Below are 21,585 nucleotides of genomic sequence, written 5' to 3'. Positions count from 1 at the left end.
TTGACAAAACCGCTTAGATGAAAGGTCACGGTTGTAACCATGGCGAATCCGTTCAAGAAGTTCTGGGACTACCTCATGGCCCTCTTCGACAACAAGATCGAGGAGAACGCCGACCCCAAGGTCCAGATTGAGCAGGCGATTAACGACGCGCAGCGTCAGCACCAGGCCCTGTCCCAGCAGGCTGCGGCCGTGATTGGCAACCAGCGCCAGCTGGAGATGCAGCTGAACCGCCGTCTGGAGGAAGTGGAGAAGCTGCAGGCGAACGCGAAGCAGGCGCTCCAGCTCGCCGACAAGGCCCGCGCGGAGGGCAACGCACAGAAGGCGCAGGAGTACGAGAACGCCGCCGAGGCGTTTGCCGCGCAGCTGGTCACCGCCGAGCAGGGCGTCGAGGACACGAAGCAGCTGCACGACCAGGCGCTGCAGCAGGCCGCGCAGGCCAAGCAGGCCGTCGAGCGCAACGCGGCGCACCTGCAGCAGCAGGTGGCGGAGCGCTCCAAGCTGCTGTCCCAGCTGGAGCAGGCCAAGATGCAGGAAAAGGTCAACGAGACCATGCAGTCGATGAACGCCATCACCTCCCAGGGCCCGAACCTGGATCAGGTGCGCGACAAGATCGAGCGCCGCTACGCCAACGCACTCGGCGCCGCCGAGCTGACGGAAAACTCCATCCAAGGCCGCATGGCCGAGGTCGAGCAGGCGGGCATCCAAATGGCCGGCCACGGTCGCCTCGAGCAACTTCGCGCCGAGATGGCGGGCGAGCTGACCTCCGGCCAGAAGCCGGCGATTGAGCAGGGTGGCGCTGCTCAGGGTGGCTTCGAGCAGGGCGGGGCGTCCCGCCCGGTCGGCGGCGAGGTGAACGACGACGCCGTCGCACAGCGCATGCGCGAGTTGCGCGGGGAGTAAGGCGCCTCTTCATAAACGCCCCAGTGAAATCTGGGGCGTTTTTCATGCAATTTTTAACCTAGATTTCACCTGTGGTTTTTCTTGGGGAAATCTGTAGATCGTACTTTCTATGAGTTCGTTCAAGTTCCGATCTTGTAAGGATTTGTGTTGAGTATGAACTCAGGGTTTTCGCGCCGACGCGGGGTAGTGCTGGCGACACTCGCTGTTACCAGTCTCGGTATGGGGTTTGCGTGTGCGCCGGCCACTTTTGCAGCTGACAGTGACATTGTCATTAACGAGGTCACCACGCAGGGCCGCGATGCGATCGAACTCGCCAATAAAGGGGCGCAGGACATCGACATCGCCGGCTGGACGATTTTCGACAGTGACGACGGCAAGGGCAATAAGCCGATCGTGTTTCCGGCGGGGACGATCATTCCGGCCGGCGGATACTTCGTGTTTTACCCGGACTCCAAAGAGGGCGGCATCGCGCCGGACGGCAGTGCAGGGTTCGGTCTCGATGGCAACGACAGTCTCGAGTTGAAGAATGCGTCGGGGAAGCGCATTGACTTCCAGAGTTGGACGTCGGACCCCGTGTACGGCAATGTGGATACATCATGGTCGCGCATCCCGGACATGACAGGCGAGATGGTCGCTGCACCTCGGACAACACTCGGTGGTTCGAATTACGGCGAGCTGAAGAAAGGCACCAAGGTCGCCGCTGACTCGGTGGTCAAGATCAACGAGGTTAATTCTCAGGGTAAACCCCAAGACTGGGTGGAGCTCATCAATACGAGCGACAAAGCCGTGGACATTTCAGGCTGGCGCGTTCTTGACAACGACGACACGAGCGAGGTGATCGAGTTCCCCGCCGGAACCACCATCGAACCCGGCGGCATATTCACCTTTGAGACTCAGGGGACGAACGTCCCGGGAGGCGGCAAGGGGTTCGGGCTTGGCAAGGGAGACTCGGTCAGACTGTTCAACTCAAACGGTCTCCTTGTAGACATCACCTCGTGGCCTGCTGGAACGCACGCCGATCCCTGGGGGAGAAATCCCGATGGCACGGGTGAATTCGGTACGCTCACCAAGTCCTCCCGCGGCGAGTACAACGTCGCAAAGCCAAACACCTCCGGACCCGCCACCACGCAGCCCTCGTCGAAGAGCGGAAACGTCGTTATCAACGAGGTGGCGACGAAAGACGTCATCGACGACTGGGTGGAGCTCTACAACATGGGCGATACGCCCGTTGACATCTCTGGGTGGAAGCTCACCGACTCCGACGGGCTAAGCAAGCACCAGGTGGTCATCCCGAAAGGCACCACGCTTCAACCCGGTGAGTTCAAACAGTTCTACGTCGACGCTTTAGCTGTCGATGGCGGCAAGGGATTTGGCCTCGGTGCCGCGGACGAGGTGCACCTCTTCGACGCTAAAGGAAACGAAGTTGATCACACGGATTGGAAGTCCCACCAAATCCAATCGCTTGGACGCATTCCGGACGGAACGGGTGAATTCCGCGGCACCGGAAAGCCGACTCCGGGGGGGCCAAACATTGAAAAGGTTGTGTGGGCGGAAAAAGAGTGGCCGTTCGACCCCCAGGAGATCGTCGACCTTGACCTTGGTGCGGACTTCCGGGCGGAGGACACCTCCGGTATCGACTTCGATGAGGACGGAAACGCCTGGGTGGTGAACAACACGACGGGCACGTTGTACAAGCTGGTCTACGATGACGCCTCTCGAACATACTCGGTTGACGGGAAGTGGCAGCTGCGCTACAAGGACGGTAACGGTGCGCCCGATGCGGAGGGTGTGACCGTCGGTCCCGGTGGTGCGCTCTACGTGGCCACCGAGCGCGACGGCGACGAGCCGAGGGTCTCCCGTCCCTCGGTGCTTGGGTACGACCGCCCGACCAAATCCAGTGGTGACATTAAGGCGACTCACGAATGGAATCTGGCTTCCGCGTTTACACAGTTGATCGGCTACAACGGTGGGCTCGAAGCAATCTCGTATATTCCAGAGCTGGACGCATACGCGGTCGGCGTTGAAACTACGGGTGAAGTCCTCTTCGTGAAACTGAATTCTGACGAATCCTTTGTCGAGGTACATGATCGTTATAAGGCGCCGTTCGAACAGGTGATGGCGCTCGACTACAACAACGAGAGCAAAGAGCTCAGGGTTGTGTGCGACGAAAAGTGTGAGGGTGCATCGATCGCGCTCAAATACGACGGGTCGAAATTTGTCGAGGTAAGCGGGGCAGAGAAGCGACCGCAGGGGATGAAGCAGAACTTCGCGAACGAAGGGTTTGCGTCCTACACCAAACTTGGCGAATGCTCCGATGCGGGTAAGCAGACAGTAGCTACGCGCTTCCTGTGGTCGGACGATGGGTTCAGCGATGGAAAGACGTCGATGCGCGCGGCGTCGTTCGAAACCACGCAGACCTGCAAGCCGCCGACAACCGTCCCGGCAACCACGACTTCGGGGTCTACTATCGCCACTGCTCCGGCTACGACCGTGGTCGTTCCGGCGACGACTGTGACGACCACACCGACAGCCACGGTGACGGATCCCGCGAAGACGCTGACCATCACTACGACGCCCACGACCTTCACGACTACTCCGACGGTGACGGCGACGCAGACGACGGTGCCGACGACCACGGCGGTGGCGAAGACTGAGGTGGCGACGGAGACGGCGCAGGTTGTTACGACTACTCCGACGGTGACGACGACGCAGACGACGGTGGCGACGGAGACGGCGAAGGCTGTCACGACTACTCCGACGGTGACGGCGACGCAGACGACGGTGCCGACGTCTACGGCGGCGGCGAAGACTGAGGTGGCGACGGAGACGGCGGAGGCTGTTACGACTACTCCGACGGTGACGGCGACGCAGACGACGGTGCCGACGTCTACGGCGGCGGCGAAGACTGAGGTGACGACGGAGACGGCGAAGGCTGTTACGACTACTCCGACGGTGACGACGACGCAGACGACGGTGCCGACTGCAACCGCAGACGCCAGCACGGTGACAGAGACGGCGACCGCCAAGACGGTCACTGTAGTTCCGACTGTGACCGAGAAGGTCACCACGACGCCGACGCACACCGCTGCGCCGGTGACGATCACCGAGACCATGACCGCCCTGCCAGTCACGAAGACGGCGGAGCCGGTCACGGAGACGGCGACGGTGACCGAAAAGGTCACCACGACGCCGACGGTGACCGAGAAGGCCACCACGACGCCGACGCACACCGCTGCGCCGGTGACGATCACCGAGATCAAGACCGCCCAGCCTGTCACGAAGACGGCGGAGCCGGTCACGGAGACGGTTGCGGGCGGCACCGAGACGGTGACCACCACCCCGACGCTGACCACGGTCGGCAAGCCGGTCACGGAGACCGCGACGGCCCCGGCGGTTATCAACACCGTCACGCCGAAGTCCACGACTGAGCGCGTCGCCCCGGCGCTCACCGGCATTGTCGCGGGGGAGACCCGCGTGATCTACCGGGTCCCCGCGGCGGAGGGTGCCGTCATCGAGGTCAAGGACCTTCCTGCGGGCCTGCAGTTCGATGCGGAGAAGCACCTGCTCGCGGGCAAGGTGGAGAAGCCGGGCGTGTACGAGGCGACCATCGTCACCACGCTCGATGGCGCGACCACCGTGGAGCAGCTCAAGATCGTGGCCGCACCGTCGACGGGGTCCAACAACGCGGCCCCGGGCGCCACCACGACGGTCACCACCGCGGCAAGCCCCGCGACGGTGACGTCCGTGACCACGGTGCCGCAGGCCGCGGGCTCTTCGCTCGACGGCAAGTGCGTCGCCGCGATCGCCGGCTGGCTCATCCCGCTCGCGGCGCTGGTCCCGCTCGGCTTGGCCACCCAGATCGAGCTGCCGCTACCGCCGGAGCTGACCGAGGCGATCCGCCCGCTCCAGGAGCAGGCCGCCCAGCTCTTCCCGCAGGTTGACCCGCAGGTGCAGATGGCAGCCGGTGGGCTCGCCGCGGCTGCGCTCGGCATCGTGGCGATCGCGTCCATCCTCAACGCCTGCACCGGCGGCGAGGGCAGCTCGGTGGGCAGCAGCAAGTAACCGCGTGGCGGGTGCCGTCGAGAAGCAATTGCTAATCGACGGCACCACGGGCCATCAACGCCTCACCCATCATCTTCGCGCGGCGGACCGAGCGGATGACGAGCGGGATGACGAACGCGGCAAAGGAGAACCCGACGCCGCGGGCCTTGCGCGCGTCGAGGACCTCGTTCGCGGTGGCGAGCGTGAGGGGGATGAGGCGGATCGTGAGCGCGATGGTGAGCGAGATGAGCTCGCCGGTGCGCCCGAAGGGGGCGAGCGCGCGGTCGAGGGCGGCGAGCAGCTCTTCGACAGGAGTGGTCAAGGTGAGCAGGTTCGCCGCCGCGATGGTCGCAAGCAGGCCGATGAGCAGCGTCGACGCACGCACCACGCCGTTCTGCCAGGCCATGAACGCGCCAAGGAACACCAGGACGGGCAGGAGCGGCACGAGTTGGCGCCACGCCAGCCCCGCGGGGATGCGCGCCCAAGCGTAGAGCACGAGCACGAACACCAACGCCGCCGCCGCGTGCCAGGGCTGCGTGGGCAGGGCCGTGACCACGACGATGAACGCCACGAGCAGCACGAACTTGAGCGCGGGATCCAGGCGGTGCAGCAGGGTCGTGCCCGGGACGTAAACGCCGAGGGGGAGTTCGCGGATCACGGTTTCGCGTCCATGAGGTCGGTGTAGAAGGCGACGGCGTCGGCGGGTGCGCCGTCGTAGACGAGCTCGCTGTCGTCAATGACCAGCACGCGGTCGAAGTCGCGGAGCATGTCCAGGTCGTGCGTGACCACGAGCAGCTGCTGCTCCAGCGACATCAGCTCGCGGACGATGCGGCGGCGGTTACGCAAGTCGAGCAGCGTCGTCGGCTCGTCGGCGATGATCGTGTCCGGCTCGATGACCAGCACGGACGCAAGCGCGAGCATCTGCTTTTCACCGCCGGAAAGGGTGTGCGGCGAGTTTTCGGCGCGGTCGGCGAGGTCGAAGCGGGCTAGTGCCTCGTCTACGCGCCGGCGCACCTCATCGCGTGGCAGCTTGAAGCGGCGCAGGGAGAACGCGACGTCGTCGGCGACGCGGGGCATGACGATCTGAGACTCGGCGTCGGAGAAGACGAACCCGACGCGCTTGCGGATGTCCTTGCCGTGGCGTTGGGGCGACAGCCCGTCGTAAAGCACCTGCCCTGTGGTGGGCTCGATGAGCCCGTTGATGAGGCGCACGGTCGTGGACTTGCCCGAGCCGTTCGACCCGATGATGCCGATGCGCTGCTCGCTCAAGCTCACAGTGAGCGGCGCGAGGACGGTCTCGTCGTCGTAGGTGACGGACGCGCCCTGGAACTCGATGAGGGGCATATTGCTTATCGACGAGCCCCGCGCAAATCAGGGAACGCCTGGTGCACCGCGAACGCGATGGCGATCATAAGTACGGTCTTGCCGGCGTCTGGGAGCAGGAACGGCACCTGGGCCGCCCACGCCCCGCCGAAGCTCATGTCGGTGCGCCACATGAGGCCGAAGACGCCGCAGAGGTACTGGAAGAACAGGGCGACGAAGCCTGCAACGGCGAGGATGCCGATAGTCGCGCCCTTGTTCGAGCGGAACGGGGCGCGGTAGGCGATCGCCCCAGCGACCGGCGCGGAGACGAGGTAGCCCACGAGGTAGCCGACCGTCGGACCACCGAGGGCGGAGATAACGGTGCGGCCGCCGGCGAGGACCGGGAGCGCGAGGCCGACGAGGAGGAAGATGCCGGCGGTGTAGAAGCCGCGGCGCGAGCCCAAAACGAGGCCGGCGAGGATGACGGCCGCGTTCTGCAGAACGATGGGCACGCCGGCCGCGCCCACCGGGATGGAGACGAAGCCGAGGACGATGATGATCGCGGCGAAGACGGCGATAAGGGCGATGTCTTGCGCGGTGCTGTTGCCGCTGCTCTTGGCGGCGCGGGCGGCGCTGTTCGTGGCGCGCTGGGGCTGTGCAGTTGTCATGGCGGGAAGTGTACCTGAACACCGTTCAACTGTGGGCTGTCGGGTAAGGTGGTGAGCCATGCGTTTGACGGAATTCCACCAGCTTGTGCAGGACGAGTTTGGCGCGGACCGCGCCCAGTGGATTGTGGAGACCCAGGTGCTGTCGCGCTATGAAAAGACGTCCGCCGAGCTCATTGACAGCGGTGTTGACCCGCGCGAGGCCTGGCGCGGGCTGTGCGAAGCTTTCGACGTCCCGGAGGAGCGGCGGCTCGGCGTCGACAGGCCGGGGCGCTAGCGCGAGGTTTCAGGGCGCTCCGGCGCCGCCGAGCCTAGGAAGGTTGGGGGATGGCGTCGCACTGCGGGCGTGTCGCGCTTTTGTTCGAACATGTTTGCGTGTAGGGTCTGCGGTGTCGCCGTCGCGTTCTACAGTGATCCACGTTTCCGCTACCGGGACGCCCCGCCAACAAATTTGCGGCGGGAGGGAACCGAAGCGGGTGTGCGATACGTCTAAATAGGAAAACTGCACGCGACGCGCTTGCGCGCCGCCGAGACTCTTGGAGGGATTCACCACATGGCAACGAAGAAGAAGGCCGCGACCGCCGGCAACGACCGCCAAAATGCGCTCGATGCCGCGCTGGCGATGATTGAAAAGGATTTTGGCAAGGGCGCCGTCATGCGCCTGGGCGACGAGAACCGCCCGCCGATCCAGTCCATCTCCTCCGGCAACACCGCGATCGACGTCGCGCTCGGCATCGGCGGCTGGCCGCGGGGGCGCATTGTAGAGATCTACGGCCCCGAGTCGTCGGGCAAGACCACGGTGGCGCTTCACGCGATCGCGGAGGCCCAGAAGGCCGGCGGCATCGCGGCGTTCATTGATGCGGAGCACGCCCTCGACCCCGAGTACGCGAAGAAGCTCGGCGTGGACACCGACAACCTGCTCGTCTCCCAGCCGGACACCGGCGAGCAGGCGCTCGAGATCGCGGACATGCTCGTGCGCTCCGGCGCGATCGACATCATCGTCATCGACTCGGTGGCCGCGCTGACCCCGAAGGCGGAGATCGAGGGCGAGATGGGCGACAGCCACGTCGGCCTGCAGGCGCGCCTCATGTCCCAGGCGCTGCGCAAGATGACCGGCGCGCTGTACAACTCCGGCACCACCGCCATCTTCATCAACCAGCTGCGCGAGAAGATCGGCGTGATGTTCGGCTCCCCGGAGACCACCACCGGCGGCAAGGCGCTCAAGTTCTACGCATCCGTGCGTTGCGACGTCCGCAGGATCCAAACGCTCAAAGACGGCCAGGACTCGATCGGCAACCGCACGAAGATGAAGGTGGTGAAGAACAAGGTGTCGCCGCCGTTCAAGATCGCCGAGTTCGACATCATGTACGGCGAAGGCATCTCGCGCGAAAGCTCGATCATCGACATGGGCGTTGAAAACGGCATTGTGAAGAAGTCCGGCTCCTGGTTCACCTACGAGGGTGACCAGCTCGGGCAGGGCAAGGAAAAGGCCCGCCTCTTCCTCAAGGAAAACCCGGACCTGGCGGACGAGATCGAGGACAAGATCTTCCAGGCCCTCCACGTGGGCAAGTACGCGGGCAATGCGAACGACGAGCTCACGGACGACCCGGTCGACATGGTGCCCAACGTCGACTTCGACGACGAGGACGACGAGCTGGACGCGGCCTCCGCGCCGGAGCCCGCCAAGGCGGAGTAGCGGGTGCCGGACCCCGAGAAGATCGCCCGGCTCCAGGCCGCGCTCGACGCGTACGAGCCGGGCAGCGGGTTCATCGACCACGCCCACGAGGATGCGCTCGCCCCGGTGCGCAAGCGCGCGCTCGGGCTGCTCGATCAGCGGGCCCGCTCGCGCGAAGAGCTGCGTTCGCGGCTGGTGAAGGCGGAGTTCGAGCCGAAGCTCGTCGACGAGGTGCTCGACGACCTCGCCGCTTCGGGCCTGCTCAACGACGCGCAGTTCGCCTCCGAGTGGGTGCGCCAGCGCGCCGCGCGTCGCGGCAAATCGGCTCGCGCCCTGGACATGGAGCTGCGCGACAAGGGCGTCGGTGGGGCGGACAGGGCGGCGGCGCTCGAGCAGATCTCGGAGGACGACGAGGAACGCACAGCCCGCGACGTCGCGGAGAAAGCTGCGCGGAAAGTCAAGGCCGCCCCGTCGGACCGCGCGGAGTACGACAAGCAGCTGCGTCGCATCGTCGGGGCGCTGGCGAGGCGCGGCTTCAACCAGTCCATGGCGCTGCGCATCGGGCGCGAGGCGCTCGACGAGCGGGTCGCGGGGCTGGGGGAGTGTAGCTAGGCGGAACCTGCGCGGGCTCAGGGCGCGGATCGGTTATGCGTAGGCGAGCTGCGCCGTTATGATCACCCCCCGTGACTACGGCGAGCACCCCCACCCCCAAATCAGCAGAGGACACCCCGCGCACCTACGAGGTGCGCACGTTCGGCTGCCAGATGAACGTGCACGACTCGGAGCGCCTGTCCGGCATGCTCGAGGACGCCGGCTACGTCGCCGCGGACCAGGGTGAGGAACCGGACCTCGTCGTCTTCAACACCTGCGCGGTGCGAGACAACGCGGACCAGCGCCTGTACGGCTCGCTCGGCCAGCTCAAGCACACGAAGGACAACCACCCGGGCATGCAGATCGCCGTCGGTGGCTGCCTGGCGCAGAAAGACCGCGACACGGTCATTGAGAAGGCGCCGTGGGTGGACGCCGTCTTCGGTACCCACAACATCTCCGCGCTGCCCGCGCTACTCGACCGCGCCCGCGTGGAGGACGAGGCGCAGGTGGAGATCGTCGAGTCGCTCGAGGTCTTCCCCTCCGTCTTGCCCGCCAAGCGCGAGTCCTCGTACGCCGGGTGGGTTTCCGTCTCCGTCGGCTGCAACAACACGTGCACGTTCTGCATCGTGCCCAGCCTGCGTGGCAAGGAGATCGACCGACGCCCTGGCGACATCCTCGCCGAGGTCCAGGCGCTCGTGGACCAGGGCGTGTCCGAAGTGACGCTGCTCGGCCAGAACGTCAACGCGTACGGCGTGAACTTCGTCGACGAGGATGCGGAGCGCGACCGCTCGGCGTTTTCGAAGCTGCTGCGCGCGTGCGGCGGCATCGAGGGCCTCGAGCGCGTGCGCTTCACCTCGCCGCACCCGGCGGAGTTCACTTCCGACGTCATCGACGCGATGGCGGAGACCCCGAATGCCTGCCCGCAGCTGCACATGCCGCTGCAGTCCGGTTCGGACAAGGTGCTCAAAGAGATGCGCCGGTCCTACCGCTCGAAGAAGTTTCTCGCCATCCTCGACGAGGTGCGCGAAAAGCTCCCGCACGCCGCGATCACCACCGACATCATCGTCGGCTTCCCCGGCGAGACGGAGGAGGACTTCCAGGCGACGCTCGACGTCGTGGAACGGGCCCGGTTCACCTCTGCGTTCACGTTCCAGTACTCGCCACGCCCGGGCACGCCGGCAGCCGAGATGGATAACCAGATCCCCAAAGCGGTCGTGCAAGAGCGCTTCGAGCGGCTCCTCGCGCTGCAGGAGCGGATTAGTGGCGAGGAGAATGCGAAGCTCGTCGGTACGCAGCAGGAGCTCCTCGTCCAAGCCGACGGCGGGCGCAAGAACGACCGCACCCAGCGCATGTCCGGCCGCGCGCGCGACGGGCGCCTCGTGCACTTCGGAGCCTTCGGCCCCGAAGGAGAAGCATGTGAGGAGATTCGCCCGGGCGACTACGTCACCGTCACCATCACGGACGCGAAGCCGCACTACCTCATCGCCGATTCCGGGATCCAGGAGCACCGTCGCACGAAAGCGGGCGACAACTCGGCCGCGGGCGAGGTGCCCACGACGGCGCCGGTCGGCGTGGGGCTCGGCTTGCCGACGATCGGTCGTCCCGCGGCCGCGCCTGCCGATTCCGCCTGCTGTGGCGGCTAGGTCTACAGTTGGGCGACATGACGCAGCCCAGCACCGATAGCCAGTCGCTCGCCCGCGCGGAGAAGGACGCGGCCTCCCAGTTGGACATGGGGCAGCGGCGGTGGGTGCTCGTCGGCTGCGCGGCGGCCTATCTTGTCGCGCTGTGCCTGCCGTTCGCGGGCGACGCCTCCGGCTGGCAGGTTCTCGGCGCGTCGGGCGCCGCGAAGGACGCGCACACCGCCATCACCGAGTACCTCTTCGCGTGGTTTTCGCTGCTCGGCCTCGGCGTGCTCACCTCGCTCGCGGTCGCCGTGCGCCGCTTCTCGCTCACCGTCGCCGGGTGGGCGCTGACCACCGTCTCGCTCGTGTTCTCCGTCCTCGGCATCTGGCTGCGCAACTCCGGCGGCACCGGCATCGGCCGCGGGGCGGGTTACTACCTCGCCATGCTTGCGGTCGCCGTCGCCGTGTTCACGCTGTTCCCGCTCATCTGGTCGCGCAGCGACGCGCAGGTTGACATCGCGCGCGAGCGCGCGGAGGCCCAGCAGCGCGACGAGGCGGCGTACGCGCCAATGGTTCCGCAGCACGAGAACCCGCTGCTTATCGACGACCGAAGGGCTCGCGCAGCGGAGCGCCACCGGCGCAGTTAAAATGTCAAAACATGCGCTCCCCTTTGAAGGCGACAATAGCGGTCGCCACAACCGCCACGATCGCGTCCGCCGCGATCGCCCCCGTCCACGCCCACGCCATTGAGATCGCCCCGCCGAACGCCGCGGTCGAGCAGCTCAACGAACTGGCGAACCGCCGCGTCGCGGTCGGCCCGCTCCAGGCGACCCTGGGCCAGATCGCGGGCGTTATCGCGGCGTCGGGCGTTGGCATCGCGGCGATCGCCCTTGCGGTCGAAGCAGTGAAGTGGAGAATCGACGAGGAAAGCCCCAAGGAAGGGGCAGGATCGTGGTGCGGAACGTTGGAACTAGAGGCAGAGCTGTACCAACGGGTCATCGCTCACCCCGCTCAATACGCAGTCGTCGGTGGCAGTTCTAATTTCGTGCCGGACGGCACCTACAGCTACGCGCTCGTTGATGCCACGGGCGACCGAAAGCCGGAGTTGCTGCTGCGCCAGAATGGTACCGAGATCAATCCCGTCACGGTGTTCACCGTTCGGGACTACACGATCGTTTCCATGAAGACGCCGCTCGATGACGGCGCGTCGAGCGGCGGGGGATTCCGCGCTACGGTGTTCGGGTCGGTGGACGGCACTGGGCTGTACCAGCTCACCAGGTCCGCTGGGGAGGCAATGCACACACTGCGCACGCTGAAGCTGGGCAACGGCAATCTGGAGGAGACCGCGCGCCAAGAAGTGCCGGCCACCGGCGGTCTGCCGCAGAACGTCAAGCCACTGAAGTGGTGCTCCAGCTCAGACTCGAGCTGCCTCCGCAACGCCAACTAAACCCGCTGCCACGCCGTCGTCGAGGACACCACCTCGGCGCCGAGCGCGGTGAGCAGCGCCGCCGCGGCGGAGGAATCGGCGGGGGAGGAGCAATACACCGTCTCTAGGTCGTCCCACACCTCGCGCGCCCGCTCGAGCGTCGCGCGCAGCAGGCCGGCGCCGATGCCCCGGCCCCGGAACGCCGGCAGCACGTAGACGAGCCCGAGCTCGCACACCGCTGGGTCGTCGGAGGAGTAGTGCACCGCCTCGCATAGGCCGACGATCTCCCCGCCCGCGTAGGCGAGCCCGGTCAGTTGCGCGCCGCCGCGGTCGTTAAGGCGCTCGCCGGCGTCGACGATGCGCTCGAGGTCCCACTCGATGGTGTCCATGACTAGCTCCCCGCGCGGGTAGTCCGCGGACGCCGCGGTGAGCAGGCGGGAGAACTGCGCGAGCTCTCCGGGCGGCGCGGTGCGCGGGGCGGCGAATCCGGGCCCGGAGACGACGTCGAACGCGGCGGCGCCGGTGCGAGGCAGCGCCGACACGGCGTCCACGGAAAACGTCGCCTGGTCCTCCCGGAACGCCGGGCGGTAGCCGAACGCCCGCACGTACGGTGGCTCCGGGGCGCCGCAGGCGTGGGTGACCCACAGCTGGCGGGCGGGGCGCTCGAGGCGGGCCGAGAGGTCGTCGAGAAGCGAAAGCGCGCTGTGCCAGGGCGCCTCGGGCAGCGGCTCTCCCGGTAGGGGCGCGATCTCGGCGTCGAGGGTGAGGTTGGCCTCGACGACGCCGAGATCCTCGAGGAGCGGCAGGGAGACGAAGAGCCAGGCGTCGACGGGGTCGCCGGGGAAGAGCTCGGGGTAGCCGAGGTCCGTCACGGGACGCGGCGCCTGCGCCGACGAGAGGCCGAAAAGGATCGCCTCCGACTCGGCGGAGGGCTCGAGGCGCTTCGCGATGTGCGAGGCGGTCACGCCCGAGGTGGCAAGGCCGGTGATGTCCTGGATGGCCAGCGTGGCGGAAAACGCGTAACCCCCGACCACGGCCTCCGTAGCGTCGGGGGCGCCGGGGCGGGGGACGAACTGCTGCGGGTGGAGCACTACTGGTCGTTGACGGCCTTGGCGGCGACGTCGGCGAACTCCTGCCACTGCTGCGCCTGCTCGCGCAGCGACGCGGCCTTGGCTGCGTCGCCCTTCGCCTCGGCGGCCTCGGCCTGGCGCACGAAGTCGTCCGCCTTGACCTGGAACTGGTTCACCTTCTCCTGCGCGACCGGGTTGGACTTGCGCCACTGGCGTTCCTCGGCGTCGGCGACGCGCTGCTCGAGGTCGCCGATCTTGTCCTCGTACTCGCGCACGCGCCCGCGGGGGACGTAGCCGATCTCGTCCCACTTGTCCTGCAGCTCGCGCAGCTTCGACTTCGCGGCGCCGAGGCCCTTCTCCGGGTCGATGAGCGGCGCGTACTCCGCGATGAGCGCGTCCTTCGCCTTCGCGTTGTCCTCGAACTCGCGGTCGCGCTCGGCATTGACGGCGTTGCGGGCCTCGAAGAAGTGGTCCTGGGCTGCGCGGAAGCGCTCCCACAGCTTGTCGTCCACCTCGCGCGGGGCGCGGCCGGCGGCCTTCCACTCCGTCATGAGGTCGCGGTAGGCGCGCGCCGTCTCGCCCCAGTCGGTGGAGTCCTTGAGCGCCTCGGCCCGCTCGACGAGGTCCTCCTTCGCCTTCTTCGCCTGCGCGCGCCCGCGGTCGAGCTCCGCGAAGTGCGAGCCGCGGCGGCGGTTGAAGCTATCGCGGGCGCGGGAGTAGCGCTTCCACAGCTGGTCGTCTGTCGCGCGGTCGATGCCGCGGATGCCGCGCCACTCCTCGAGGATCTCGCGGATGCGGTCGCCCGCGCGCTTCCAGTCCGTGGAGTTTTCGGCGAGATCCTCGGCTTCGGCGGCGAGGGCCTCCTTGCGGGCGATTGCTTCTCGACGCCGTTCCGCCTTCTGCTCCTTCGCCTGCTCCCGTGCGGAGTCGGAGTCCGCGACGGCCTTGTCCAAGCGGGCCTCCACGGCGTCGAGGTCGCCGATCACGGCCGCCTCGCCGAGCGACGCCTTGAGCGCCTCCGCGGACTTGCGGATGCTGTCCGCGTCCTCCGGGTGGGCCTTGAGGCGCGACTCGAGCAGCTCGACCTCGGTAACCAGGTCGTCGTAGCGCTGGCCGTAGTGGGCGAGCCCCTCCTCCGGCGTGCCGGCCTGCCAGGAGCCGATCTGGCGCTCCTCGCCGCCGCGGGTGAGAAAGACGTTGCCCTCCTCGTCCACGCGCCCGAACTTCGACGGATCCGACGGCTCGCGGGCCGGCACCGGCGCCGGGGTCGCCTTCGGGGAGGCGGGGGCGGCACCCGGGCGCGGGCCGGGCTTCGCGTCAGGCCGCGGGCCCGGCTTCGGGCCCTTGCCGGCCATCGCGGCGGGGGAGGGCCGGTTCGTGCCCGGAGCGGGGGTGGAGTTCGACGGGGTGTTCGGCTCGGTCATCGTGGACGTCCTTTCCGCAGCCGTGTGTGGCCGCACTGTGCCGCGCTGCGCGGCTGCCTTAGCGCAATGTGTGCGATAGTACAGGCCCGCCCGCCGTCGCGGGGCGCAATAAGCCCGCTGGGTAGGGTGGTGTGGGTGACATCGAACCTCTGGATCGTGCCGGGCTCGCCCGCGCTCGCCCTGTCGCCCGACCCCGCCTCGCGGCGCCTCCTCGGCGCGACGCGCGCGCTTGCCGGTACGGCGGGCGGTCGCGCGGTGGACATCGTCTGCTCGCTCGACGACCGGTGGCGCACCGAGCACACGGGCTCGTTCGCCGCGTGGGGCGCGCCGGAGATCACGGTGCGCGGCGGCAACCACCTCGGCGAACTCGTGGCGCGCTTCGCGCTCGGCGACCCGGAGATCCGCGAGGTGCGCGGGCGCATCGGCACGCCCGACCCGGACGCGGTCACGGTGGTGGTGCTCGACGGACCCGCGGGGCTGACGCAGCGCGCGCCGCTATCGCTTGTCGAGGGCGACGCGGCGGCCCACGAGCGCATCCAGGCGTGGTTGGGCGGCGGGGCGCCGGAGGACGTCGCAACGCATGTGCTCGAGCCCGCACTTTGGGAAGAACTTGCGGCGCTGCACCCCGTGCAGGCGCGGCTCATCGACGCCGACGGCACCCTCGGCGTGGGGCGCTACGTGGCGGAGTGGCGCGTATGAGGCCCGTCGCGGTGGTGGGGCCGACGGCGAGCGGGAAGTCCGCGCTCGGGATCGCGCTCGCGCAAGAACTCGGCGGCGAAGTGGTCAACGTCGACTCGATGCAGCTCTACCGCGGCATGGACATCGGCACCGCGAAGCTCGCGCCGGACGAGCGCGGCGGCATCCCGCACCACCTGCTGGACATCTGGCCGGTGACCAAGACCGCGTCCGTCGCGGAATACCAGGCACTCGCGGTGCGCACGGTCGAGGACATCATGGCGCGCGGCAAGGTTCCCGTCATCGTCGGCGGCTCCATGCTGTACGCGCAATCGCTTCTCGACGACTGGCAGTTCCCACCCACCGACCCCCAAGTCCGCGCTCGGTGGGAGGCCCGCCTGGAAGACATCGGCGTGGATGCGCTGCATGCCGAGCTGGCCGACGTGGACCCAGAGGCCGCGCGCATCATCGAGGACAAAGACCCGCGCCGCACCGTCCGCGCGCTCGAGGTGATCGAGCTGACAGGTCAGCCGTTCAAGGCCTCGCAGCCGCCGAAGGCCGCCGAGCCGCGTTGGGGCGCGCGCATCCTCGGGCTGCGGACGACCGCCGAGTGGTTGAACCCCCGCATCGAGTTGCGCACGCGTCTGATGTTCGAGCAGGGGCTTGTTGGTGAGGTGCGTGGGTTGTCCGAGCGTGGCCTGGTCAGGGACTCTACCGCCGGGCGCGCCATCGGTTACGCCCAGGTTCTGGCGCATTTGGACGGGGAGCTGAGCGAGGACGAGGCAATCGAGCAGACCATCACGGGTACGCGCCGCTACGTGCGACGCCAACGCTCCTGGTTCAACCGCGACCCCCGCATCAGCTGGCTCGACGCCTCCGGCCCAGACGTGTCTGGCGCGGCGTTAGACTCGCTCGGGTGAAGTTCATCAAAGCCCACGCCACGGAAAACGACTTCGTCGTGGTGGTGGATGTCGACGACCAGTTGGAAATCACGCCCGAGCAGGTTGCCTTCCTGTGCGACCGCCGCGCCGGCATCGGCGGCGACGGCCTCCTGCGGGTCGTGCGCCTCGGCGGTACGTGGTTCATGGATTACCGCAACGCCGACGGCTCCATCGCCGAGATGTGCGGCAACGGCATCCGCGTCTTCGCCCACGTGCTTGTGGCCGAGGGGCTGGAGAGCGCATCGGAATTCGACGTGGATACCCGCGCGGGTGTGAAGCGCATCTCTGTTTTGTCGGCCGATGCGTCTGATGCGGTCGTGTCCGTGGGCATGGGACAGGTCGAGGTCACCGGCGTGTCCACCGCGTCGATGGGGTCCTTCGATTTCGCCGGCATCGGCGTCGACGTGGGTAACCCGCACCTTGCGTGTGTGATCCCCGGGTTGACTCCTTCTGAGCTCGCTTCCATGTCTTTCCAGGCCCCGGAGTTCGACACCGAGTTCTTCCCCGAGGGCGTGAACGTTGAGGTGCTCACCGAACTTGCCGACGGTGCCGTCCACATGCGCGTGTGGGAGCGCGGCGTGGGCGAGACCCGCTCCTGCGGCACCGGCACCGTCGCCGCCGCGCAGGCTGCGCTTGCGGACGCGGGCATTGAAAATGGGTCCGTCGTGGTCAACGTTCCCGGTGGCGCCATCGAGGTCGAGCTTGCCGACGGCGTGGCGACGATGACCGGCCCGTCAACCATCGTCGCCCGCGGGGAACTCGTGAACTTCTAGTTTGAAGCTGACTTGAATATTTTGTCCCGGCGGGCCAGGGCGCGTTTTATGATCATCTTGTCGTTGTTCCCCCAGCTTTCCGACAGGAGTTTCCCATGCAACGCAAAGCCCTCGCCACGACCGTCGCCCTCGGCCTCTCGGTATCCCTGATCACCGCACCCTCCGCCGACGCCGCCCAGATCGGCGCGAAGGACGCCAACGATACTTGCGCAGTGCGCCTCACCGATGCGGAGCAGAGCGCTTTGGAAGAAGCCATTCAGAGCATCTCGACCCCCAAGGCTGGCGAAGCTGTAGCCGAAGCGATAGAAACCGTTTACCCGGAGTTCAAGGCCCCCGCCGACGCGTTCTTCAGCAACCCGGTTGTCGAGGCAGTTGCGAATGCGTACGCGGCAGATAAAGAACCTTCGGCTAACGTTCTGGAGGAATTTGATTCTCTTCTGGAGACTCAGTTCGCGGCCGTTTCAGAGGATTCGGCGGAGGCATTTGAGATTTACCTCTACGCACGTGGCTACACTGCCTACCCCAGCCTGGCGGAATCAGAGTTTTTAAGTGAAATTAAAGACGAACTTCCCACGCTCACCGAGGTAGCTGCATCGCGGGACAATGTGACTGTGGACGTCGTCGGATTGGCCATAGATCTTCTTGGCCTCCCGGCCAACAAGGCCCGTGCATTCCGAAACTCTATTGAAAACTCCGACTTTGGCCGGACCACGCTGACTCATTATCAGGAGTATGCGAAGACTTACAACGCGGCCCAACGGGCCTGTGCCGACGGCGGCAAAACTGACGTTCGATTCCCTACTAAGTCGACAACGCCGGGGGCGGGTCAAAACACCGGTTCTCAGAACCCGAACGAGGAGACCAAGAGCAACAGGGACCCGAACACTGGCACTGGCACTGGCACCAACAACGACAAGACGAACGCAACGGGCACGGGTACCGGTACCAAAAACAACAAGAATCAGAACGACGACACCCCGGTTAACACTGATGATGCTGGCTCCAGCGAGACCGGCAAGATCATCGGCATTGTCGCGGGTGTTCTCGCAGCGATTGGTTTGATTGCTGCTGGCGTTGTGGCATTCGCCCCGCAGCTCGGAATTCAGCTGCCGTTCTAGTTGGTAGCTCCTCGAACCGGGTCGGTGCCAGCCGGCCCGGTTTCGCCTGTCCTGTGCCGCTGAATGATCTTTGAAAAAGCCTCAGGACCAAGTGTGGATCGCAGTTGGCGACAACCGCTTGAAAAAATTCTTCAGGAGCGAGGTTCGAGGAAGCGCACCCCCGCTGAAAGACCTTCAAAGATCCCTCAGGATCAGGCGCGGATCGCAGTTGGCGACGGCGGCTTGATTAAATGTCTCGGCGCCGGGCCCCAACCTAGACCTGAGGCTCAAAGACCCGAATTCCACACACCGAGGCCACAACCCACCTACGCCGGGCCGATCTCCTTCGCGGCCCGGCGCGCGTCGTCCCAGGCGGACTGCAGCTCGAACGCGCGCTCGTCGGCGACGGCGAGGAGGCGTTCAAGCTGCGTCTTATCGGTGGACGCGGACTCGAGGTAGCTGTCGATGCGCTCGAGGAACCGGCGGGCGGACGAGGCGCGCAGCAGGAACTCGTTGATCTGCGGCACCGTGCCGTCCGGGTCGGCGAGCGCGGGGTAGTGCAGCGTGCGGTCCGCGATGTCCGCCGCGGCGGGGCCGTGCTGCAGCTGCTCGTAGGCGTCGAGGACCTCGGCGATGTCGTCGCGCGCGTAGAGGAGCGACGAGCGCATCGCCAGGATCTCCGGGTCAGCCTGCACGCGGCGGGAGAACAGCACCGCGCAGATGACGAGCAGCACCGACAACAGCAGCCCAGGCAACTTCAGCGTGAACACCAGCAGCACGACGGCCGCCAGCACCAGCGCGCCGAACAGCGCGCGGGAGAGGTCTCTGTCGGGTGTACTCATCGGGTGCCCCTACACGGCTAGTGTCCGCCGCACCCGCAGGATCCGCCGCAGCCGCCGCACCCGTCGCCGGAGGCGTTCGGGATCGAGCCGGCGAGCACCGCGGTGCCGGCGATAACGCTGTCGCGCTCGGGCAGGTCCCCGTCGGGCAGGCACACGTCGAACGGGAACGCCGCGTCGACAGTGGCGTGGATGAAGCGCTGGCCGGTGAGCTCGGAGGTGCGGTACTCCGCCTCAAGCACGCGGCCGGAGAACTCCGCGCGCGCGTCCGGGATGGCGGCCGCGCCGGACGCGACGGCCTCTGCGCCGGGGGAGGCCACCGCGCCGACGATCGCGCCCGGGTGGAGCGCGAGGTACGCGTCGGTGGAGGCGTAGCGCTCGACCGAGAGCGCGAGCGCCGCCAGGGAGAGTTCCTGCCATTCCAGCGTGGGCTCGTCGACAAGCAACGGCTCCTGCGCGAGGTTGATGGTGGCGGAGGCGATCGCGCCGCCGCGCGGGTCGACGATGTCGGCGAGCGCGACCACGTCGTTGAGTGGCGTGATGTGCGCGTACGTGCGCGTCACCGCGTCGAAGCCGGCGAAGGTGGCGAACGGCTCGACCGCGAGGATGTTCAGCTGCGCGCCGGACGGGTCGGCGTACTGGATGAGTTGCCCGCCGCGCACCTCGCCGGTCACCGCGAGCCGGTTCGTGGCAATGGCGGATTCGACCGCGTCCTGCCACTTGTCAAAGGCCAGGCCGATGGATGAGAGGTCGCTGCTGATCGCTGTGCTCATGGGGCTAGATTCTAGACGCACGTCCCACACCGGAAGAATCGCGGGCCTTCGCGCGTTCAATCGGGTAGATATGACAGAGAACTATTCCGTAACCACGAAAGAGCATTTATTGCTTCACGACGAACTCACGCCGGAAGAACGCGCCCACGAGGATCTGCTGCGGCAGGCTTTCCGACACAATTCGCCCCAGCCCGGCGCTGAGCCGACCGTCGGCTCGCTCGACCTTGAGGACCGCAACGCGTTCCGCTCCGTCACCGGGGCGACGGAGCTGCGCGCCGAGGAACAGCAGGACGGCTACGAAGTCGAGTACCGCAAGCTGCGCCTCGAGGAGGTCCTCCTCGTCGGCGCGTGGACCGAGGGCACCACGGCCGAGATGGAAGCGAACATGTGGGAGCTCGCGGCGCTGGCGAAGACCGCGGGCGCGCAGGTCGTGGACATGCTCTACCAGAAGCGCGACAAGCCGGATCCCGGCACCTACATCGGCTCCGGCAAGGTCGCGGAGCTGCGCGAGATCGTGCAGGCCACGGGCGTGGACACGGTGATCTTCGACGGCGAGCTCTCGCCCTCGCAGATGATCGCGCTCGAGGAGGCGCTGAAGATCAAGGTGATCGACCGCACGATGCTCATCCTCGACATCTTCGCCCAGCACGCGAAGAGCCGCGAGGGCAAGGCGCAGGTGAGCCTCGCGCAGATGGAGTACCTCTACAGCCGCACCCGCGGCTGGGGCGGCAACCTCTCGCGCCAGGCCGGCGGCCGCGCCGGTTCGAACGGCGGCGTGGGCCTGCGCGGCCCGGGCGAGACCCGCATCGAGGCGGACCGCCGCCGCCTGCGCACCGAGATGGCGAAGCTGCGCCACCAGTTGCGCGACATGACCACCGCGCGCGAGGTGAAGCGGGCGCGCCGCCAGCGCTCCTCGATTCCGAAGATCGCCATCGCGGGCTACACCAACGCCGGCAAATCCTCGCTCATCAACGCGATGACGGGCGCGGGCGTGCTCGTGGAAGACGCGCTGTTCGCCACCCTGGACCCGTCGACACGCAGGGCGAAACTCGCCGACGGGCGCAACGTCGTGCTCACCGACACCGTCGGGTTCGTGCGCCACCTGCCCACGCAGCTCGTCGAGGCGTTCAAGTCGACGCTCGAGGAGGTCGCGGGCGCGGACTTGGTGCTCCACGTCGTGGATGGCTCCGACGCGTTCCCGCTCAAGCAGATCGAGGCGGTCAACGACGTGCTCGCCGAGGTCACCCGCGATTCCGGCGACGAGATGCCGCCGGAGATCGTGGTGGTGAACAAGATCGACGACGCGGACCCGATGGTGCTCGCCGAGCTGCGCCACGCGCTGGAGAAGTCCGGGCGCGACGCCGTGTTCGTCTCCGCCCTCACCGGAGAGGGCATCGCGGAGCTCGAGGCGCGCATCGAGCAGCACCTCAACTCCATCGACGCGCACGTGACCATGGTGGTGCCCTACACGCGTGGCGACGTGGTCAGCCGCGTCCACGACGAGGGCACCGTGCGCAGCGAGGAGTACGAGGAGGCGGGCACGCGTATCGACGTCCGCCTGCCGCGGGTGCTCGCCGAGCAGTACGCGGAGTTCGTGGTTTCCTAGTTCGCCGGCCCGGTCAACCTCACCCTCAACTTCGGCGGCGTCGCCCTCGAGGGCATCGCGCTCGGATCGGTCGGCATCATCGCGATTTACCCGATCCTGCGCTCGATCTACGACACGGTCGGCGAGGGGCAGTACCGCTAAGCGCTGCTGGGCAACCGCGCGAAA

The 21,585-nt window shown here is 67.0% G+C and carries 20 protein-coding genes; 13 read left to right on the top strand and 7 right to left on the bottom strand.

Annotated features, from left to right (window positions below; genetic code table 11):
* Window positions 1-39: 39 nt before the first annotated feature.
* Together CJEDD_RS07675 and CJEDD_RS07670 are read left to right on the top strand one after the other, a co-directional pair.
* Window positions 40-900, top strand: a complete 861-nt coding sequence (locus CJEDD_RS07675) for a PspA/IM30 family protein (protein ID WP_042404604.1) — start codon at window positions 40-42, stop codon at window positions 898-900.
* Window positions 901-1,119: 219 nt separating this feature from the next.
* Entirely contained in the window at window positions 1,120-4,962 is a 3,843-nt protein-coding gene (locus CJEDD_RS07670; RefSeq protein ID WP_198132945.1) for a lamin tail domain-containing protein, read from the top strand.
* Window positions 4,963-4,993: 31 nt separating this feature from the next.
* Here CJEDD_RS07670 and CJEDD_RS07665 read toward each other — a convergent pair whose 3' ends face one another.
* From CJEDD_RS07665 to CJEDD_RS07655, 3 genes are read right to left on the bottom strand one after another with little or no spacing between them, the layout of a single operon-like run.
* Entirely contained in the window at window positions 4,994-5,599 is a 606-nt protein-coding gene (locus CJEDD_RS07665) for an energy-coupling factor transporter transmembrane component T family protein (protein WP_042404602.1), read from the bottom strand.
* Window positions 5,596-6,285 carry an energy-coupling factor ABC transporter ATP-binding protein gene (locus CJEDD_RS07660; RefSeq protein WP_042404600.1) on the bottom strand — a complete coding sequence of 230 codons (690 nt, stop codon included), beginning with the start codon at window positions 6,283-6,285 and terminating at the stop codon, window positions 5,596-5,598. Before CJEDD_RS07660 ends, CJEDD_RS07665 begins: the two co-directional genes overlap by 4 nt.
* Before the next feature lie 5 nt (window positions 6,286-6,290).
* On the bottom strand, window positions 6,291-6,911 hold the full coding sequence (locus CJEDD_RS07655) for a biotin transporter BioY (RefSeq protein ID WP_042404598.1): 621 nt from the start codon (window positions 6,909-6,911) through the stop codon (window positions 6,291-6,293).
* Window positions 6,912-6,969: 58 nt separating this feature from the next.
* Between CJEDD_RS07655 and CJEDD_RS07650 the strand changes: the two genes are divergently transcribed.
* The 6 genes from CJEDD_RS07650 (at window position 6,970) to CJEDD_RS07625 (ending at window position 12,243) form a co-directional block, all read left to right on the top strand.
* Window positions 6,970-7,185: a DUF3046 domain-containing protein gene (locus CJEDD_RS07650; RefSeq protein WP_042404596.1), complete on the top strand. Its 216-nt coding sequence runs from the start codon at window positions 6,970-6,972 to the stop codon at window positions 7,183-7,185.
* A 276-nt stretch (window positions 7,186-7,461) separates the two neighbouring features.
* Window positions 7,462-8,604, top strand: coding sequence for a recombinase RecA (gene recA / locus CJEDD_RS07645; RefSeq protein ID WP_042404594.1), 1,143 nt, complete (start codon window positions 7,462-7,464; stop codon window positions 8,602-8,604).
* A gap of 3 nt (window positions 8,605-8,607) precedes the next feature.
* Window positions 8,608-9,195 carry a recombination regulator RecX gene (gene recX, locus CJEDD_RS07640; protein WP_042404592.1) on the top strand — a complete coding sequence of 196 codons (588 nt, stop codon included), beginning with the start codon at window positions 8,608-8,610 and terminating at the stop codon, window positions 9,193-9,195.
* 152 nt (window positions 9,196-9,347) lie between these two features.
* A complete protein-coding gene (miaB, locus tag CJEDD_RS07635; RefSeq protein ID WP_232297643.1) occupies window positions 9,348-10,817 on the top strand; it encodes a tRNA (N6-isopentenyl adenosine(37)-C2)-methylthiotransferase MiaB in 1,470 nt (489 codons plus the stop codon).
* 17 nt (window positions 10,818-10,834) lie between these two features.
* Window positions 10,835-11,443, top strand: coding sequence for an Rv2732c family membrane protein (locus CJEDD_RS07630; protein ID WP_042404587.1), 609 nt, complete (start codon window positions 10,835-10,837; stop codon window positions 11,441-11,443).
* Window positions 11,444-11,454: 11 nt separating this feature from the next.
* The gene (locus CJEDD_RS07625; protein WP_273657465.1) at window positions 11,455-12,243 is read left to right on the top strand and encodes a hypothetical protein; all 789 of its coding nucleotides are present in this window, start codon (window positions 11,455-11,457) and stop codon (window positions 12,241-12,243) included.
* Here the strand turns inward: CJEDD_RS07625 and CJEDD_RS07620 are convergent.
* Window positions 12,240-13,313 (bottom strand): GNAT family N-acetyltransferase, encoded by a 1,074-nt coding sequence (locus CJEDD_RS07620; RefSeq protein ID WP_042410350.1) that lies wholly within the window; start codon window positions 13,311-13,313, stop codon window positions 12,240-12,242. The genes CJEDD_RS07625 and CJEDD_RS07620 overlap by 4 nt on opposite strands.
* Window positions 13,313-14,716: a DUF349 domain-containing protein gene (locus tag CJEDD_RS07615; protein WP_273657464.1), complete on the bottom strand. Its 1,404-nt coding sequence runs from the start codon at window positions 14,714-14,716 to the stop codon at window positions 13,313-13,315. Before CJEDD_RS07615 ends, CJEDD_RS07620 begins: the two co-directional genes overlap by 1 nt.
* A gap of 135 nt (window positions 14,717-14,851) precedes the next feature.
* Here CJEDD_RS07615 and CJEDD_RS07610 point away from each other — a divergent pair, with 135 nt between their 5' ends.
* From CJEDD_RS07610 to CJEDD_RS07595, 4 genes are all read left to right on the top strand, one after another.
* A complete protein-coding gene (locus CJEDD_RS07610) occupies window positions 14,852-15,415 on the top strand; it encodes a hypothetical protein (protein ID WP_042408232.1) in 564 nt (187 codons plus the stop codon).
* On the top strand, window positions 15,412-16,311 hold the full coding sequence (miaA, locus tag CJEDD_RS07605; RefSeq protein ID WP_042408207.1) for a tRNA (adenosine(37)-N6)-dimethylallyltransferase MiaA: 900 nt from the start codon (window positions 15,412-15,414) through the stop codon (window positions 16,309-16,311). Before CJEDD_RS07610 ends, miaA begins: the two co-directional genes overlap by 4 nt.
* On the top strand, window positions 16,308-17,105 hold the full coding sequence (gene dapF, locus CJEDD_RS07600; RefSeq protein ID WP_042408208.1) for a diaminopimelate epimerase: 798 nt from the start codon (window positions 16,308-16,310) through the stop codon (window positions 17,103-17,105). Before miaA ends, dapF begins: the two co-directional genes overlap by 4 nt.
* A 95-nt stretch (window positions 17,106-17,200) precedes the next feature.
* Window positions 17,201-18,223 (top strand): hypothetical protein, encoded by a 1,023-nt coding sequence (locus CJEDD_RS07595; protein WP_042408211.1) that lies wholly within the window; start codon window positions 17,201-17,203, stop codon window positions 18,221-18,223.
* Between the two features lie 305 nt (window positions 18,224-18,528).
* Here CJEDD_RS07595 and CJEDD_RS07590 read toward each other — a convergent pair whose 3' ends face one another.
* Together CJEDD_RS07590 and CJEDD_RS07585 are read right to left on the bottom strand one after the other, a co-directional pair.
* Complete coding sequence (locus CJEDD_RS07590; protein WP_052333832.1) at window positions 18,529-19,044, bottom strand: hypothetical protein; 516 nt, start codon at window positions 19,042-19,044, stop codon at window positions 18,529-18,531.
* A gap of 17 nt (window positions 19,045-19,061) precedes the next feature.
* Window positions 19,062-19,802, bottom strand: coding sequence for a hypothetical protein (locus tag CJEDD_RS07585; protein ID WP_042408240.1), 741 nt, complete (start codon window positions 19,800-19,802; stop codon window positions 19,062-19,064).
* A gap of 82 nt (window positions 19,803-19,884) precedes the next feature.
* Here CJEDD_RS07585 and hflX point away from each other — a divergent pair, with 82 nt between their 5' ends.
* Entirely contained in the window at window positions 19,885-21,420 is a 1,536-nt protein-coding gene (gene hflX / locus CJEDD_RS07580) for a GTPase HflX (RefSeq protein WP_081764557.1), read from the top strand.
* The last annotated feature ends 165 nt before the right edge of the window (window positions 21,421-21,585 follow it).

The sequence above is a fragment of the Corynebacterium jeddahense genome, assembly GCF_028609865.1.
In the GTDB taxonomy this organism is placed as follows: Bacteria; Actinomycetota; Actinomycetes; order Mycobacteriales; family Mycobacteriaceae; genus Corynebacterium; species Corynebacterium jeddahense.
The sequence above is the reverse complement of the archived record's forward strand: the minus strand, read 5'-3'. Positions and strand labels throughout refer to the sequence as shown.